Source organism: Rhodopseudomonas sp. B29, from assembly GCF_000333455.1.
Taxonomy (GTDB): domain Bacteria; phylum Pseudomonadota; class Alphaproteobacteria; order Rhizobiales; family Xanthobacteraceae; genus Rhodopseudomonas.
Map to the genome: position 1 here is coordinate 15,507 of NZ_BADD01000276.1, position 14,823 is coordinate 30,329.

The following is a 14,823-nucleotide window of genomic DNA, read 5'->3' on the forward strand; positions in this document are numbered from 1 at the left end:
ACAGGAACATTGCACTTTGAGGTCCGTTGGAAGGACATCGACAACGGAGGACTTTCACATGGATTGGAATCGCGTCGAAGGCAACTGGAAACAGTTCAAGGGCAACGTCAAAGAGAAGTGGGGCAAGCTCACCGACGACGACCTGACCGCGATCGACGGCCGCCGCGACCAGCTCGAAGGCAAGCTCCAGGAGCGCTACGGCTACGCCAAGGACCAGGTCCGCAGCGATGTCGACGATTGGTTCAAGACGCTGAAGTGAGCAGATCGGCTGCTCAGGGTTGCAACGAAGCCCCGGCGCGAGCCGGGGCTTTTTCTTGTGAGAAGCTTAGCCTCGTCGTGTCGCTACAGACCCTGCCCGTCATCCTGAGGTGCGAGCGCAGCGAGCCTCGAAGGATGACTGCTCCTCGTGGAGAGTTCTTTACTTCCTCGCGGCCCATCCTTCGAGGCTCATCGAGCCGCGCTTCGCGCGGCCCGATGAGCTCCTCAGGATGACGCATTACAAATGGCGGGTTACGTCAGCAAAATTCGTTATTGCAAGTTCAGCGAAGCAATCCAGCTCGGTGCATCGAACTGAATTGCTTCGTCGCTTCGATCCTCGCAATGACGCCGCTATCCTCAGAACACCGCCAGATATTTCAGCAGCGAGATGATGCCGATGATGATCACCACGACGCGCGCGATCTGCTTGGCGCGGCCGTCGAGCGGCAGCATGTTGATCAAGTACAACACGAGAATGACGACCAGAAACGTGATAAGAATACCGATCAGAAGCGACATCTTATTCCCCCAGGCTGTGTGGTTGGTTCCACATCAACACGGCACGTGTCGTAGAGTTCCATCGGGGGAACGCGGCCCCTCAACTCTCAGGGGTCGACGGGAAGATTACTCCCGGGCCACCACCCGCACCTTCTCGTAGGCGGCGCGGATGTTCTGCGGTGCCGGAGAGAAAGCCAGATCGCCGCTGCGTCTGTTGACGCCCGCAACCATCAGACCGTCCTTGCCGGCAACGATGTCGCCTTTACGCAAGGTCGGATCGTTATCGACATCGATCTTGGCGAGACCGAACGCGTCCTTGCCGTTGCAGGTGCAGCCGGCCACGATTTCGGTGCGGTACTTGAATGCATTCGGCAATTCTGAATAGAGCTTTCCGGTCGTCGTGCGAGCACTATCGATTGTACTGCCATAGACGACCTTGGTGTCGCCCGACGGGCAGAGATTGTTGCAGGTCTCTGCCTTCGACGCATCTCCGGTGGCGGAAATCGGGAAGTAGCGACCATCGCAACTGCGCACACAGTAGGCCTGACCGCTGGCATAGGTCCGAGTCGGCGCTGGGCGGGCCATCCGTGGCGAAGACTGACTATAGCCGTCATCCGCGTAGGGGAGCGGTCGATCGTAGTTCGAAGCTGGCGCGTAACTCGGACGCGGCGCCTGGAAGCCGCCAAACAGAGCCGAGAAGAAGTCCTGCGCGTGCGCGCCCGAGCCGGCACCGGCGACCAGGACGATCGCCGCGGCGGAGATAGCGACTGGCTTGACGAATCCACGCATGACAGACCTCGGCCCCACGGTTTAGTCGATCGCCGTCGTCGAAACGTTCAGACGGCTCATCCTGTGCGACGAACTGCTTCGCGCTTCGATCTGGCGAGGTGCGGTCTTGGGTAGCACCACCACGCGAGTGCCGACGTTGACGCGGCTGAACAGGTCCTCGACGTCCTCGTTGGTCAATCGGATACAGCCCGACGAAACAAACTTGCCGATGGTGGTCGGATCGTTGGTGCCGTGAATGCGATATTCGGTCGAACCGAGATACATCGCGCGCGCGCCGAGCGGATTGCCGGGCCCCCCGGCCATGAAGCGCGGCAGATAAGGCTGGCGCGCAATCATCTCGGCCGGCGGATGCCAATCCGGCCATTCGGCCTTGCGGGTGATGGTCTGAGTCCCGGCCCAGGTGAAGCCCTCTCTGCCGACGCCGACGCCATAGCGCAACGCGCGGCCGCCGCCCAGGATGTAGTAAAGATAGGTGTGAGCCGTATCGATCACGATGGTGCCGGGCGGCTGCGTCGAGTCGTACGCAACGACGGTGCGCCGCAGCCGATCCGGCAGCAACGTATCCTCGTCGGCGACCCCGGCGCCACGATCATCCGGCGCCGCCTGATCGGGCGCTACCATCGCCGGATCATCTGCGCTGAATATTCTGCTATCAGGCGTCGCCGCATAGCCGAGGGTCTGCGCAGAAGCGGCTCCGGTGAAGGCTGCACTGATCAAGAGAGCCGCGCCGACGAACAGCGCGGCCTTGGCTCCACGGCGCTTCTGCTGCGAGCAGGAGTCGGTCGTGCGATACAACAACGTCGCTGATTTGGTCATGATGAGGTGTCCCCGCCTGCGATGATTTACTTCCCTGCAGGCCCTTGACAAACGCGATCGCTTACTATCCGTTCCGCCGCCTCGCTCCAGGGCGACGAGGTTTAACCCGCGCCAAGCGGGAACTTTTCGTGCCGCGCGTGGTTAGACGCGCGAGTCTGAAAGCACACCTCAGGCGTGTGTTATTCAGAGCCCTCAGCGCCAGTTCATTCGCAAAGGCTCGCCCGTGCGCGTTCTTCCCGTCGAGCCTCCCGCCACACCGCTTCCGGGTAGCAAGGAGGATCGGCCGCCGCTGATCCGCCGCACCGAAGCCGTCGCCTTCGTGCTGGTCGCTTTGCTGATCATCACGCTGATCGGCTTCCTCTATGTGGGGAAGCCCTTCTTCCTGCCGATCGTCACCGCGTTCGTCGTCGGGACGATGTTGGCACCCGCCGCGAGCTTCTTCGAAAGATGGCATGTGCCGCGCGGCGTTTCGGCCGTCCTCATCGTCGGGTTCGGACTAACGACCGTCGCGTTCATGATCGGCCTGATCTCGGCGCCGCTGATCGAATGGACCGGTCGCATCGGCGAGATCGGCCCGCTGCTGCGCCAGAAGCTCCACGGCCTGGACGGGGCGTTGGGATTCTGGCGGCAGCTACAAGGATCGCTCGGAGGGACCGAGTCTATTCCCGACAATTCGATTCAGATGCCCAAAATAAACTGGGTGCAGCCGACCTTCGAGTTCGTGACGCCGACGCTGACGGAGATCCTGCTATTTCTGGTGACGCTGGTGTTGTTCATCGCCAGCTGGAAAAATCTCCGCCACCGGCTGGTGATGGTCTTCGCCGGCCGCGACGCGCGGCTGCGGACGCTCAAGATCCTCAACGAGATCGAATCCAGCCTCGGCGCCTATCTCTTGACGGTGACGATGATCAACCTGTGCTACGGCGCGGCCACCGGTCTAATCTGTGCGCTCGCCGGCATGCCGAGCCCGGCCGGTCTGGGCGCATTGGCGGCGACGCTGAATTTCATTCCGATCATCGGACCGTTCGTGATGTTCGTCGTGCTGACAGTGGTCGGCATCGTCAGCATGCCGACACTCGGCGCCGGCCTGCTGGCACCGCTGGGCTTCATTTGCCTCACCTTCCTCGAAGGCCATTTCGTCACGCCCGCGATCATCGGCCGGCGGCTGGAACTCAACATCCTGGCGGTGTTCATCGCCATCGCTTTCTGGAGCTGGCTGTGGGGACCGATGGGCGCCTTCCTGGCGTCGCCGCTCCTGATCGTAGCGCTGGTCTTGAAAGAACATCTCTTGCCTGAAGAGGGGCCGCATCTTCCGGTCGACTGAGGCGTAATCGCCGGACAAGTTCACTTAAACCTAGCTCAAAACAAAACACCCGCCTCGCGGCGGGTGCTCCGAAACTGGATGCTGGCGGCGGATCAGGTCACGCAGCGGCCGGGCTGGAGCTGCTTGGCAACATCGGTGAGGACGCTAACCACCGGCTCGCAGGCGACGGTCGGCTTGCGTTGTAGGGTCGCCGGCTTGAGCAGCGGCGCGCCATCCTGAGCACGCTCTTGGGACGCCGACTGCGGCGCGGAGGACTGCGCCGGCTGACCGTCCGAAACGCGTACCAAGACGGATTGGCCGATGAGATTGACCGCAATCGTATGTCCGCCGGACAAAGGCCGCACGATTTCTGGCCGGTCGGCCTTGGCGGCGCGGTTGACGTCCTGCCGGACGGCAGTCTGCCTTGTCGCGCTCTGAGCTGAGGAAAGTTGCCCGAGATCACCACCGAAGGCGAACTGGGCCGCACTGAGCACGCCGGTGACGGCTACGGCTCCAACAAATCCCTGCACGATCTTAGACATGACTGACCGCCGCTGTTGCCGAATGAATGTCCATCGCGGCTTTCCGCCGCCTTCCCTGTGCGGCACCGTCGCGGGCCGCACATATCAATCGCGGGGCGTCAATTCTGGTTCGCTAACGAACGATCAACTCAACGTGTCGAAAAACTGAGGACTAAGCTGGAACGCTTTTTGAGCATTCGGGTTTAGCCCGAGCCGGTTAGTCCCCCCTGCCCCAATTAGCCGGCGATACAGGGCTCTGCCGTGGTGATGCCGGCAGAGCCCTGTTCTTGTTTGGACATTTTTTCAAGTTGGGGGCGATTTCGCTGTGCGAACGACCAAACAACAACGCCGCCGGAATGACCGGCGGCGTGTTTGTTTGCAATGCAGCGCGCCGTCAGGACGCCGCAGCGTTGGGCGTCCGATTGCGGGAATTGCGTTGGAAGAACAAAGCCTGACTGGCCACGGCCGAAACCATCGCGGGCTGGAAAGGCTTCGAGATCAGAAACGCGGGCTCCGGCCGTTCGCCGGTCAGGAAGCGCTCCGGATAGGCGGTGATGAACACCACCGGAACTTCGAAGGTTCGTAGCAACTCGTTAACCGCATCGAGGCCCGAGCTGCCGTCGGCGAGCTGAATATCGGCCAGGATCAGGCCTGGCTTGCGGGTCCGTGCCAAAGTGATGGCGTCGGCGTGCGTCCGGGCGACGCCGATGACGTTGTGGCCGAGGTTCTTGACCAGACTCTCGAGATCCATGGCAATGAAAGTCTCGTCCTCGATGATCAGAACATCGGTGGCGATCTCTTCGGCCATCTCGCGACCGGCCGCATCTGCGAACTGCCGCACCTCGGCGACGTCGGCCTGCAGCACATAGGCCACTTCTTCCTCAGAGAAACCCTCGAGGGAGAGCAACAGGAAGGCCTGGCGCGGTAACGGAGTAATCGCCGACAGGCGACGCTCCGACGGCATCGGCAGGCTACGCACTTCGGTGTCGTCGTTCAGCGCGACTGAATTCCAGATTTGTGTAAAAAGCCGGAAAAGGCCGGCGCGCGGCCCATGGCGCTCGTCCAGCAAAGCCGGATCCTGCAGCAGCGCTTCCAGCATGGCCCCCACATAGGCATCGCCCGAGGCCTGATTTCCGGTCAGGGCGCGCGCATAGCGGCGCAGCAGCGGCAAATGCTCGGCAACAAGCTGTGATCTCGACATCCCCACTCCATTCTCGACGTTTCGTCGTGGCCGGTCGGCCTCGGATTCATCTGAGGCATAGTTGCCCCGTAGAAGCCCTACGCGGAAGCCTCGGAAAAGTTCCATCCGGATCGGGAACTATGGCGCGAGTTCTGAATTACGCTCCCAAAGGACCAGACAAAACCTTCATATATCAGCGAAAACCCTCGGTGCCTGGGGACTCGACGATGGGGAAAACATTGGATCAATCATGCAAGAATTCAAGGCTCGCAACATGAAGAAGTCGGCCCCAGGCGCGAAGGGAGGCCTCAACTCCGAAATCCAGGCCAGGATCGGCCATCAACTACGCGCGATGTACGATGACGTCGTGCGCCAGGGCGTGCCGGATCGTTTTGCCGATTTGATCAAGAAGTTGGACGAGGCTCCCCAAGCGCGCGCTGCCGACGAAGCCGAAGGGAGGGAATAATGCCTCTCACCGACCAACTCAGGGACGACATCCTGGCGGCTGTGCCGAGTCTGCGCGCGTTCGCCATCTCGCTGTCCGGCAATGGCGACCGCGCCGACGATCTGGTGCAAGAGACGTTGCTCCGGGCCCTGGCCAATATCGACTCGTTTCAGCCCGGCTCGAACCTGCCCGCCTGGCTGTTCACGATCCTGCGTAACCTGTTTCGATCCGACTATCGAAAAAGGCGACGCGAGGTGGAAGATGCGGACGGCAGCTATGCCAAGACGCTGAAGTCACAGCCTGGCCAGAACGCGCATCTGGAGTTCGAGGAATTCCGTGCAGCGCTCGACAAGCTGCCGCAGGACCAGCGTGAAGCGCTGATCCTGGTGGGCGCCTCCGGCTTCTCTTACGAAGACGCGGCGGCCATCTGCGGCTGCGCCGTCGGCACCATCAAGAGCCGCGTCAACCGCGCGCGCTCCAAGCTGTCGGCCCTGCTCTATGTCGACGGCGCCGAAGACTTCGGCCCGGACGACACGATGCGAGCGGTGATTGGCAACAACGGCTGATCCGATAGCTCGAGATAACGAAACGGGCGGTCCGCGAGGACCGCCCGTTTTTGTTGTGGAATGAAGTATTTCAATGTCATTCCGCGCACCCGGATCGGCGCTTGCGCCGTCCGGCACAGGCTCCGCGAAGCGATCCAGCGCAGTGCACGGAGCTGGATTGCTTCGTCGCTGCGCCCCACGCAATGACGATGGATGCGGTTGGATTTAGCCCCGATTCAGCGGCTCGGTAATCCGGCCGGTGCGGTTGGCTTCGCGGGCGTCGACCACCGTCTCCATCGGAGCGGTGAGTTCGTAGACGTAGCTGGCGTCGGTGAAATAACGCTTGGCCTTGCCACCCAGTGCTTCCGGCGCGACACGATCGAGCAGGATCTGGCCGAATTCGCTGTCCGGCCGCCGCGTCGCCGGGCTGGTGTTGAACTCTTCCCAGCGGAAGTTGAAGGTCGCTGCCGCGCCCTCTCCGGCGATCTCCCAGCCGGCGACGATATGCGGATGCTTGCCGACCAGCGATAAACCTTCGTCCGAATGCGAGGCCAACTCGAAGAACAGCAGGGACAGGCTCTGCGCCGCGCGCGCCGATACCACGATATCCGGGCCGCTGGCGACGATCCGATCCGAATGCGGGATGGCGCGGGCCTCGAACAGGCCGCGTAGCAACACCCCCTGCCATTGGCTGTCGGTCAGCAACGACACCACATGCGACATGGCATGGATGCGGCCGATCAAGAGTTCACGAGACACGTCGACATCTGCGCCGTGGCGCAGCGTCCGGGTGACGATCGACTGGATCACGGCCAGGATGTTCTTCACCCGGTGATTGAGCTCGTCGATCACCGCCGTCAGCCGGCGCTCGAAGCCGATGCGCATCTGAATTTCGCGTCGCAGCCTGAGATTGCTGTAGCCGACGTAGCCGAACAGACCGCAGACGATGCCGGTCAGCGCCAGGCCGACCGCGGCCACGATGGCGCCCATCTGCTCGCCGCGGCGATACGGATTGACCTTGGCGTAGTAGGCGAGCGACCAGTCGCGGTCGCCGAACGTCACTGTTCGAGTCACGATCGGCGTGACGCCTTCCCTGGGCACATCGCGCTCGACGATATCGCCGCCGTCCTGTGCCACGAGCTCGCCGTCGGGCCGCCGCGGATCCTTCAGCGCGACCGAGAACAGCGCCAAATCGTCGTTGGCGAGCATCAAGTCCGACAGATCGTAGGAGAAGGTAATAAAGCCGACGGGCTCGGCGCCCTCGGCGGTCACCACGGGCGATGCCAACGCCACAGCCAACGGCCCGTTGGCCCGCTGCAGCCGCCATGGATCGGACGCCTCCGGCTTGCCGGTTTTCAATGCGCGGGCAATCATCGGTCCGAGCGCCGAATGATCGTCGATGGCGCGCCCCGGCAGGGCCATGGTCTCGGCGTTACGCGGCTCGATATCCATAACGACGTCGACCGGTTGTTGGAGAGCGGCAGCAGCCAGAGGCTTGCCATCAGAGCCGCGGATGGCCGGGTCGGAAAAACCGGCCTTGCGGAGCTCCTGCTCGGCGGCATCGATCTCGGTGGGGTGCAGTCTTGCTACCCAGCTGGCGACCAGAAAGTCGGTCTTGAACGCATAGATCGATGAGCGCAGCGGCTGAAGCATGTCGGCGCGAATGACCGAAGGCGTACGGAACAGGCCAGAGGCCACACGGCCGAGCAATTCACGCTCTGTCAGGCGATCCTGGACCTGGCTGGCATTGACGTCGATGGCACGGCCGAGGGCGATGCGCTCGATCGCGACTTCCTGCTCGTAGACGCGGTAAGCGGCCAAGCCCGATAGCAGCAGACCCACCGTCGCCACCAACGCAATGATGAAGCCTAGCCGAACCACGCTCTTACTCGGTCACAGAGACGGACAACGCCGGAAGCCCCTTTTTCAGTCGACGGCAAGGAAGCGCGGCAACCGTGGTCTCGATACCAGCCTTCGGAGAACCGGACATCACGCGCATTCATGTGGCATCGGCGCGACGACCGGAAGTAGCTAATCCATCAACCGCAAAATGGTTCCGGCCCTCCGTGAATAAATTCAAATGCCAGGAAATGGGATGAGTAAACACACTAGGTTCGCCTAATGGCGGGGTGTCAAACCGCCCTTCTGTTCAATGAAGCCGATGATGCGGTCGAGACCATCCTGCTTCTTGAGGTTTGTCATCACGAACGGCCGCTCGCCGCGCATCCGCTTCGCATCGGTGTCCATTTTCTCGAGCGAGGCGCCGACATGGGGGGCGAGATCGATCTTGTTGATCACGAGGAGATCGGACCGGGTGATGCCGGGGCCGCCCTTCGAGGGAATCTTGTCGCCGGCGGCGACATCAATGACGTAGATGGTCAGATCTGCGAGCTCGGGCGAGAATGTCGCGGCCAGATTGTCGCCCCCGGATTCAATCAGCACCAGGTCCAGTCCCGGAAATTTTCCTCGCATTTCCGCCACCGCGGCGAGATTCATCGAAGCGTCTTCGCGGATCGCCGTATGGGGGCAGCCGCCGGTCTCGACGCCGGCAATACGATCGGGCGACAGCGAACCGGAGCGAACGAGGAACTCAGCGTCCCATTTGGTATAGATGTCGTTGGTAATGGCTGCAATGTCGTAGCGCTCGCGCATCGACTTGCAGAGCAGGTCCATCAGCGCGGTCTTGCCCGAACCGACCGGACCTCCGATGCCGACACGAAGCGGGCCGTGGTCAGCAGACATAGCCATCTCCCTTATTGGCGCGGCCGACTTGCTGCCTCGAAACAGCGGATGCGGCCGCGCGGTTGCGGGGAATAAGGACGATGCCGCGCGGGATTGCAAGCCGCGCCGCCGTAGCCCAGGCCTCTCAGGCGCTCAACTGAAGGAAGCCCTTGTGACCCGGTAGCCCCAGCGTCTCAAGCAGCTTTCGGCGCCGGCTCCTTGTCGGCGTCCTTACCGACATCTTTGGTCACATCCTTGGTGGCATCTTTCGGCAAAGCCTCTCGCTTCGGTTTGGCCTCGCCCGTCGTGCCCTTCTTGGCGACCTTGCCATACCGCGCAAGCTGGGCCAGTTCGGCTTCGAGCTCTGCCTGCCGCGTCGCCACCTTGTCGGCGAGCTTCTCGGTCGCCGCATCGATCAGCGCCGCAAGCTCTTCGATGCTCAGCGCATCGAGATCGATCTTCGCCATTTGACCTATCTCCGTGTTGGTAAACTTGGCTATCGGCTACCGCCAATGCCCGCAAGTATCGGGCCTGTTTATCCACCGCAGAGCAGTCGAAAGCGGCATTTCGATTGACGCCCGCGGCATCGCCCCCAATATGAATCGCTGGAGCGGACGCGATGACGACGAAATTGCCGGACAACGAACTGATCAGAAGCAAGCGTTCGTCCGACGTCGAAGCGGCCCAGAGCGTGCCGGGTTCGGAAGGGCGCGAATTCGCTCCGGCGCAACCGCGCCATGCTGATGCCGCAAAGCTTCGGCCCGATCCGTCCACCTCGGAAACAATCCAGCAAACTGAAGTTGAGGTCGAGCCGCAGGATCAGATCCGGGCGACCGGGGCCGCTGCGCCCCCGTCATCGAAGCGGTCAGAAGCCGACCAAAGGCCAACGGAGCCGCTCCCAGCTACCAACACGGCCGGCAGTGAGCGCGCCGAAATTGCCCGGCGAATAGCCGCCTTTCGGAATTTGCAGCTCAAGCTGAAGAAAGACCGCGAGAGCTACTTCGACGAAACGATGGCTCACACGCGCGAACTGCTCAGCAAGCGAGCCAAGCCCTAGCATTGGGCATTGACGAGCCTCAAACGGCCGCTCTTCGGTACTCGGTGTTACGTCTTTGGTTGCAATCGCAGGGCCTATTCCCGTCCGATCGCGCGAAATTGACCTGATATCCACTCTCAGTAGTGACGAATCACCGCTTCCAGCCGCGAAAACAATGCTGATCAGCACCAATCAGGGCGCCGAACAGCGATCTCGGCACCTGTTTTCATTACCAGTCGGCAAGGTTTGTCGAGAAAATCACAACTAACCGGCTTAAACTCATGCTAACCGAGCGGCAGCGACCTGCTGATTTTGTGAAATTCAGAATTGTCGCGACGAAATGAGTGTAGTAGAAGGGCGCTTCACTAAAGGAGCTTGCGCGTGGCCAAGAAAGCTAAAGCGAAGACTGCAAAGACTGCAGCGAAGTCGAAGAAGGCGAAGACCGTAGCGAAGACCGCTGCGAAGCCCGCCAAGAAGGGCAAAATCACTCGCCGCGAATACACCAAGGAAGATATCAAGGAGCTGCGTGCGCACTCCAAGGCGCGTACTCCGGTCTCGGAGATCGCCCGCCTGACCAAGCGGACCGTTGGTTCGCTGCGCCAGAAGGCGCTGAAGCTCGGTATCGGCCTCGGCCATCAGCGCTGAGCTGAAGCGCAACTCGCGCTAAAATCAGCATCTTTTGTTTGCGGAAAGCCTCCGATCCCGACTTCGTCGGGGCCGGGGGTCTTTTCGCGTGCCTGGTTGGCGCGTCAGTCCAAGAGCGCTTTCGCCGATTAATCGGAGAGAGAACGACTTTCGAACTACAACTCGCTTGCCGACGAACCGCAGTGTCTCAGGCTGTCCGACCTGAGGGTTTCCCCAAGGTCAGGAACCCGTCATGCCCGGCTGCGGATGGGCTCAGGCGGTGATTTGCGCCTGCTCGACACGAGTTGACGCCTCTTTCGATCGCGCCGTGGCGTCTGCCGTGCGACCCCGGCGGCGGCTGAGAATGATATCCGCGAAAGGAAATGCCGTGCTGATACGGACGCAGCGCGGCGGATACAAACCGCTCCGATAACTTGACAATACGGGTCAGTAATCGTGCGTCAGCTTGTCCACGCGACTGATCAGTCGCGCCATGTCAGGCGAAGATTAGCAGCAACAATCAGCTCGGACCTAGCCGGCCGGCGCCACGCCGGACTTTCTCAGCCAAACCTTGTTGTCGTGGAAAGCCGCGCCGCCGTGGGGCGCGATGGAATCCGCGCTGGTGAGCACGTTGATGCCGCGGCCCCCCCGGTGAGCCACGTTCGGAAACAAGCTCTCGGCAATCAGCACGCCGCGTTGGACGCCCTCGGACAATTTGGCTGTCAGGACCGTCTCGCCGCGGTCATTACCGACGACAACGACCTCATTCGCAGCCAGCCCCAGCTGCTCGGCGTCCAAAGGATGGATCAGCACCATCGGCACACCTTCCCGCGCGCGCGAAGACGGCGTTTCGTTGAAAGTGGTATTTAGGAAGCTGCGCGCTGGGCTGGTAGCGAGACGGAAAGGATGACGAGCATCGGCCTGTTCGATCACCGCCCAGTGGTCGGGCAACTCCGGCATCTGCTGCCACGGCCCCGACAGGATTTTTCGCGGCACATCGACGCAGTCCCAATCGACCCGGAAGTGGAATTTGCCGTCAGGATGCGCGAAGCCGTCGAGGAAGTGCGAGGCGCGGAAATCCGGCTGCAGATCGCGCCAAAGCTCGGCTTCCAGCGCCTCGATGCCGCCTTGGCCGCTCTGCTTCAGCGTGACATCGATGAGTTCGCGCGGCGTCATGTCGAACGCAGCATGCTGGACGCCAAGGCGCCGCGCCAGCGTCCTGATCACCTCGTGATTGTTGCGACATTCGCCGGGCGGATCGATCAGCTCGGCACCGACCGAAATGTGCTGATGGCCGCCGCCGTAGTACAGATCGTCGTGCTCCAGAAACATTGTGGCCGGCAAAACGATATCCGCCATCCGGGCGGTCTCGGTCAGAAACTGCTCGTGTACGGCGACGAACAGATCCTCGCGCGCAAATCCCTGATGCACCAGTGACTGCTCGGGCGCCACCGACATCGGATTGGTATTCTGGATCAGCATTGCCTTGACGGGCGGACCGCCGCACAAGGCTTCGACGTCTCCAGTGAGGATGCGGCCGAGCTTCGACTGATCGAGCTGACGGCTCGTCGGCGAAAATGCGTCGCGGCCTTCGATCAACGTCTTGTCGAACCCGAAGATCGCTCCGTTGTTGAAGAACGCCCCGCCGCCCTCGTGCTGCCAGGCGCCGGTGACGGCCGGAATGCACAGTGCCGCGTGCATCTGCACCGCGCCATTGCGGCTGCGGGTGAAGCCGTAACCGAGCCGAAAGAAGCTGCGCGGCGTCTGGCCGACCGCATGCGCGAAAGCCTCGATCTCGGTGACCGGCACACCGCAAATCGCCGAGGCCCATTCGGGCGTGCGGGACTGCAGGTGAGCCTCGAGATCGTCCGGGCAATCCGTATACCGCGCCAGGTAGGCGCGATCGGCGAGGCCGTCGCGAAACAGCACATGCATCACGCCGCAGGCAAAAGCACCGTCCGTACCGGGCCGCAGGATGATGCGAATATCGGCCTGCTTCATCGTGTCGTTGTCGTAGATATCCACGGCCGCGATCTTGGCGCCCCGTTCTTTTCGGGCGCGAGCCGCGTGGGTCATGACGTTGACCTGGGTCGACACCGGATTGGTGCCCCAGATCACGATCAAATCCGACTTAGCCATCTCGCGCGGATCGACGCCCGCGACCTTGCCGACGCCGGCTGCATAGCCCGTCCAGGCGACATTGGAGCAGATCGTCGAGTAGAACCGTGAGTAGTTCTTGGCGTTGGCGAGGCGGTCGGCGCCGCCCCGCATCACCAGCCCCATCGTTCCCGCATAGTGATAGGGCCACACGGATTCGGCGCCGAACTCGGCCTCGGCAGCGTTGAAACGCGCCGCGATCTCGTCCAACGCTTCCTCCCAGCTGATCCGGGCAAAGCTACCCGAGCCTTTCGGGCCTGTTCGGCGCAGCGGATGAAGCAGACGGTCCGGATGATGGACGCGCTCGGCGTAGCGCGCGACCTTGGCGCAGACAACTCCGGCCGTGTAGCTCTGGCGGTTCGAGCCGCGCACGCGGCCGATGGTCGAACGGTCGATCACCTCGATATCCAGCGCACAGGCTGATGGGCAATCGTGCGGACAGGTCGAGTGGCGGATATCGACGGCGGTGCGCTGGTTCATACTAGAACCCGATACCACGAAGACCAGGTCCTGAGAATGCCGCCCGCCGCACGGCCTCATGCTCGAGCAACGGAACAATTCGTTTGGTGCAAACCAACTTTCCTTTCCGGTTGTGGATTGGGGGCCACCACCCCGAATTGGAAAGACTCCATGGATCACGCGGCGCGGTTTGAAATTCGAAACGGCTGGCTCGCGAAGTTTGAGCGCTGGAAAAGCAGTTCCCGAGGCCGAACGCGCTCCGGCTGCCGCATGGTGGTGGGCGCCTGCTTGGGCGGCGAGCGGCAATCGCGAGGTGATGCCGGACGAGTTCAGTCGCGCCTTCGGTCTGGATGCGGGGGCTAAGTTCGCAGACGCCGCCGCCATTCTGATGACCGCCATTGCCGCTCAGGACAGGCTGGCGAGCCCGACCGGCTTCCCTTACAAACCCAAACGGTTTGTCGAAGACGACGAACCGCCGCAGACGTCGCTCGCGGCCGAATAAACGGTCTACACCGTCTCCTTTTCGTCGACCTCGTCCTGACCTTCGAGATCGGCGATCTCCAGGTTGAGGTTACGGCCGGTGCGGCCCTCGGCGATCTGCCGGATCTTGCGGGCAATACCCGGCTCACGGCTGATCAGTGCGCGCAGATCGGCAGCATCGAGCACAAGCAACCGCAGCCGCGACACCGCCTTGACGGTCGCCGAACGTTCGACCCTTTTAAGCACCGCAACCTCGCCGAAGAAGTGCCCGGCGCCGAGCCTGATGCGGCGGCCACTCTCTTCCGGTCCGAGTTCGATCTCGACGTCGCCTTCGGCGATGAAGTACATCGCGGTGGCCGGATCGCCGCGCCGGAAGATGACCTCGCCGCGATCGAGCTGACGCGCCTGCAAGAGCTGCATGATATGGGCGATATCGGCAGCAGTCAGATGCGAAAACAGCGGCACCCGCGCCACCATGCTCCAATTGACGATGAATTCGCGGCGGTGAATGACGTCGGAGAACGCGGTGGCGACGATGCCGACCGGCAGTGCGATCATGATCAAGCCGCAGATAATCGTAGCCGAAGCGATCATCCGGCCGATGCCAGTGGCCGGCACTACGTCACCGTAGCCGATGGTGCTGAGCGTCACGATCGCCCACCACATCGCGTCCGGGATGGTGCCGAACTTGTCGGGTTGAACGTGACCTTCGGCGATATGCATCGCGGTCGCCGACACCAGCGTGGCGCAGCCGAGAATGACCAGGCAGGCCAGCAGCGCGCGGCGTTCGGCTTCCAGCACTTCGAGCAGCGAGCGCATGCCCGACGAATAGCGGGCGAACTTCAAGACCCGCAGCACCCGAAGGATGATCAGCACGCGCAGGGTCGTCGAAGCCGAGCATCGCGACCCACAGCGGCATCACCGCCAGACAGTCCACGATGCCTTGCGGGCTCAGCATATAGGCCAGGCATGCGCGCCAGGCGCTCATCTG

At 62.2% G+C, this 14,823-nt stretch carries 17 protein-coding genes; 7 read left to right on the forward strand and 10 right to left on the reverse strand.

What is annotated here, in order from left to right:
* The first annotated feature begins 58 nt into the window (after nt 1–58).
* On the forward strand, nt 59–259 hold the full coding sequence (locus I5M_RS10150) for a CsbD family protein (protein ID WP_022721303.1): 201 nt from the start codon (nt 59–61) through the stop codon (nt 257–259).
* Between the two features lie 356 nt (nt 260–615).
* Here the strand turns inward: I5M_RS10150 and I5M_RS31760 are convergent, their stop codons facing one another.
* The 3 genes from I5M_RS31760 to I5M_RS10165 form a co-directional block, all read right to left on the reverse strand.
* Entirely contained in the window at nt 616–777 is a 162-nt protein-coding gene (locus I5M_RS31760; RefSeq protein ID WP_022721304.1) for a Thivi_2564 family membrane protein, read from the reverse strand.
* A 105-nt stretch (nt 778–882) separates the two neighbouring features.
* The gene (locus I5M_RS10160; protein ID WP_022721305.1) at nt 883–1,545 is read right to left on the reverse strand and encodes a DUF2865 domain-containing protein; all 663 of its coding nucleotides are present in this window, start codon (nt 1,543–1,545) and stop codon (nt 883–885) included.
* A 21-nt stretch (nt 1,546–1,566) separates the two neighbouring features.
* Nucleotides 1,567–2,361: a L,D-transpeptidase gene (locus tag I5M_RS10165; protein WP_022721306.1), complete on the reverse strand. Its 795-nt coding sequence runs from the start codon at nt 2,359–2,361 to the stop codon at nt 1,567–1,569.
* Nucleotides 2,362–2,584: 223 nt separating this feature from the next.
* Here I5M_RS10165 and I5M_RS10170 point away from each other — a divergent pair, with 223 nt between their 5' ends.
* The gene (locus I5M_RS10170; protein WP_022721307.1) at nt 2,585–3,685 is read left to right on the forward strand and encodes an AI-2E family transporter; all 1,101 of its coding nucleotides are present in this window, start codon (nt 2,585–2,587) and stop codon (nt 3,683–3,685) included.
* A 92-nt stretch (nt 3,686–3,777) separates the two neighbouring features.
* On the opposite strand, the gene I5M_RS10175 is transcribed toward I5M_RS10170, so the two are convergent.
* A complete protein-coding gene (locus I5M_RS10175) occupies nt 3,778–4,206 on the reverse strand; it encodes a hypothetical protein (protein WP_031336007.1) in 429 nt (142 codons plus the stop codon).
* Nucleotides 4,207–4,579: 373 nt separating this feature from the next.
* Complete coding sequence (locus I5M_RS10180; RefSeq protein WP_022721309.1) at nt 4,580–5,386, reverse strand: response regulator; 807 nt, start codon at nt 5,384–5,386, stop codon at nt 4,580–4,582.
* Nucleotides 5,387–5,615: 229 nt separating this feature from the next.
* Here I5M_RS10180 and I5M_RS10185 point away from each other — a divergent pair, with 229 nt between their 5' ends.
* Nucleotides 5,616–5,831 (forward strand): NepR family anti-sigma factor, encoded by a 216-nt coding sequence (locus tag I5M_RS10185; protein ID WP_022721310.1) that lies wholly within the window; start codon nt 5,616–5,618, stop codon nt 5,829–5,831.
* Nucleotides 5,831–6,376 (forward strand): sigma-70 family RNA polymerase sigma factor, encoded by a 546-nt coding sequence (locus I5M_RS10190; RefSeq protein ID WP_022721311.1) that lies wholly within the window; start codon nt 5,831–5,833, stop codon nt 6,374–6,376. Before I5M_RS10185 ends, I5M_RS10190 begins: the two co-directional genes overlap by 1 nt.
* A gap of 204 nt (nt 6,377–6,580) precedes the next feature.
* Here the strand turns inward: I5M_RS10190 and I5M_RS10195 are convergent, their stop codons facing one another.
* The 3 genes from I5M_RS10195 to I5M_RS10205 form a co-directional block, all read right to left on the reverse strand.
* Nucleotides 6,581–8,236, reverse strand: a complete 1,656-nt coding sequence (locus tag I5M_RS10195; RefSeq protein WP_022721313.1) for an HWE histidine kinase domain-containing protein — start codon at nt 8,234–8,236, stop codon at nt 6,581–6,583.
* A 237-nt stretch (nt 8,237–8,473) separates the two neighbouring features.
* Nucleotides 8,474–9,097, reverse strand: coding sequence for an urease accessory protein UreG (gene ureG / locus I5M_RS10200; protein WP_031336008.1), 624 nt, complete (start codon nt 9,095–9,097; stop codon nt 8,474–8,476).
* Nucleotides 9,098–9,270: 173 nt separating this feature from the next.
* Complete coding sequence (locus tag I5M_RS10205; protein WP_022721315.1) at nt 9,271–9,543, reverse strand: hypothetical protein; 273 nt, start codon at nt 9,541–9,543, stop codon at nt 9,271–9,273.
* Nucleotides 9,544–9,695: 152 nt separating this feature from the next.
* Between I5M_RS10205 and I5M_RS10210 the strand changes: the two genes are divergently transcribed.
* Nucleotides 9,696–10,133, forward strand: a complete 438-nt coding sequence (locus tag I5M_RS10210) for a hypothetical protein (protein ID WP_022721316.1) — start codon at nt 9,696–9,698, stop codon at nt 10,131–10,133.
* Between the two features lie 360 nt (nt 10,134–10,493).
* Entirely contained in the window at nt 10,494–10,757 is a 264-nt protein-coding gene (locus I5M_RS10215) for a hypothetical protein (RefSeq protein WP_022721317.1), read from the forward strand.
* 510 nt (nt 10,758–11,267) lie between these two features.
* On the opposite strand, the gene I5M_RS10220 is transcribed toward I5M_RS10215, so the two are convergent.
* On the reverse strand, nt 11,268–13,373 hold the full coding sequence (locus tag I5M_RS10220) for a molybdopterin oxidoreductase family protein (protein WP_022721318.1): 2,106 nt from the start codon (nt 13,371–13,373) through the stop codon (nt 11,268–11,270).
* A gap of 169 nt (nt 13,374–13,542) precedes the next feature.
* Here I5M_RS10220 and I5M_RS31765 point away from each other — a divergent pair, with 169 nt between their 5' ends.
* The gene (locus I5M_RS31765) at nt 13,543–13,854 is read left to right on the forward strand and encodes a hypothetical protein (protein WP_148287854.1); all 312 of its coding nucleotides are present in this window, start codon (nt 13,543–13,545) and stop codon (nt 13,852–13,854) included.
* 5 nt (nt 13,855–13,859) lie between these two features.
* On the opposite strand, the gene I5M_RS29465 is transcribed toward I5M_RS31765, so the two are convergent.
* Nucleotides 13,860–14,708, reverse strand: a complete 849-nt coding sequence (locus tag I5M_RS29465) for a cyclic nucleotide-gated ion channel (protein WP_376738673.1) — start codon at nt 14,706–14,708, stop codon at nt 13,860–13,862.
* Between the last annotated feature and the right edge of the window lie 115 nt (nt 14,709–14,823).

Excerpts from the sequence above, each read along its gene's own strand:
- I5M_RS10150 (WP_022721303.1), top strand. The coding sequence starts at position 59 with ATGGATTGGAATCGCGTCGAAGGCAACTGGAAACAGTTCAAGGGCAAC.
- I5M_RS31760 (WP_022721304.1), bottom strand. The coding sequence starts at position 777 with ATGTCGCTTCTGATCGGTATTCTTATCACGTTTCTGGTCGTCATTCTC.
- I5M_RS10160 (WP_022721305.1), bottom strand. The coding sequence starts at position 1,545 with ATGCGTGGATTCGTCAAGCCAGTCGCTATCTCCGCCGCGGCGATCGTC.
- I5M_RS10165 (WP_022721306.1), bottom strand. The coding sequence starts at position 2,361 with ATGACCAAATCAGCGACGTTGTTGTATCGCACGACCGACTCCTGCTCG.
- I5M_RS10175 (WP_031336007.1), bottom strand. The coding sequence starts at position 4,206 with ATGTCTAAGATCGTGCAGGGATTTGTTGGAGCCGTAGCCGTCACCGGC.
- I5M_RS10180 (WP_022721309.1), bottom strand. The coding sequence starts at position 5,386 with ATGTCGAGATCACAGCTTGTTGCCGAGCATTTGCCGCTGCTGCGCCGC.
- I5M_RS10185 (WP_022721310.1), top strand. The coding sequence starts at position 5,616 with ATGCAAGAATTCAAGGCTCGCAACATGAAGAAGTCGGCCCCAGGCGCG.
- I5M_RS10190 (WP_022721311.1), top strand. The coding sequence starts at position 5,831 with ATGCCTCTCACCGACCAACTCAGGGACGACATCCTGGCGGCTGTGCCG.
- ureG (WP_031336008.1), bottom strand. The coding sequence starts at position 9,097 with ATGTCTGCTGACCACGGCCCGCTTCGTGTCGGCATCGGAGGTCCGGTC.
- I5M_RS10205 (WP_022721315.1), bottom strand. The coding sequence starts at position 9,543 with ATGGCGAAGATCGATCTCGATGCGCTGAGCATCGAAGAGCTTGCGGCG.
- I5M_RS10210 (WP_022721316.1), top strand. The coding sequence starts at position 9,696 with ATGACGACGAAATTGCCGGACAACGAACTGATCAGAAGCAAGCGTTCG.
- I5M_RS10220 (WP_022721318.1), bottom strand. The coding sequence starts at position 13,373 with ATGAACCAGCGCACCGCCGTCGATATCCGCCACTCGACCTGTCCGCAC.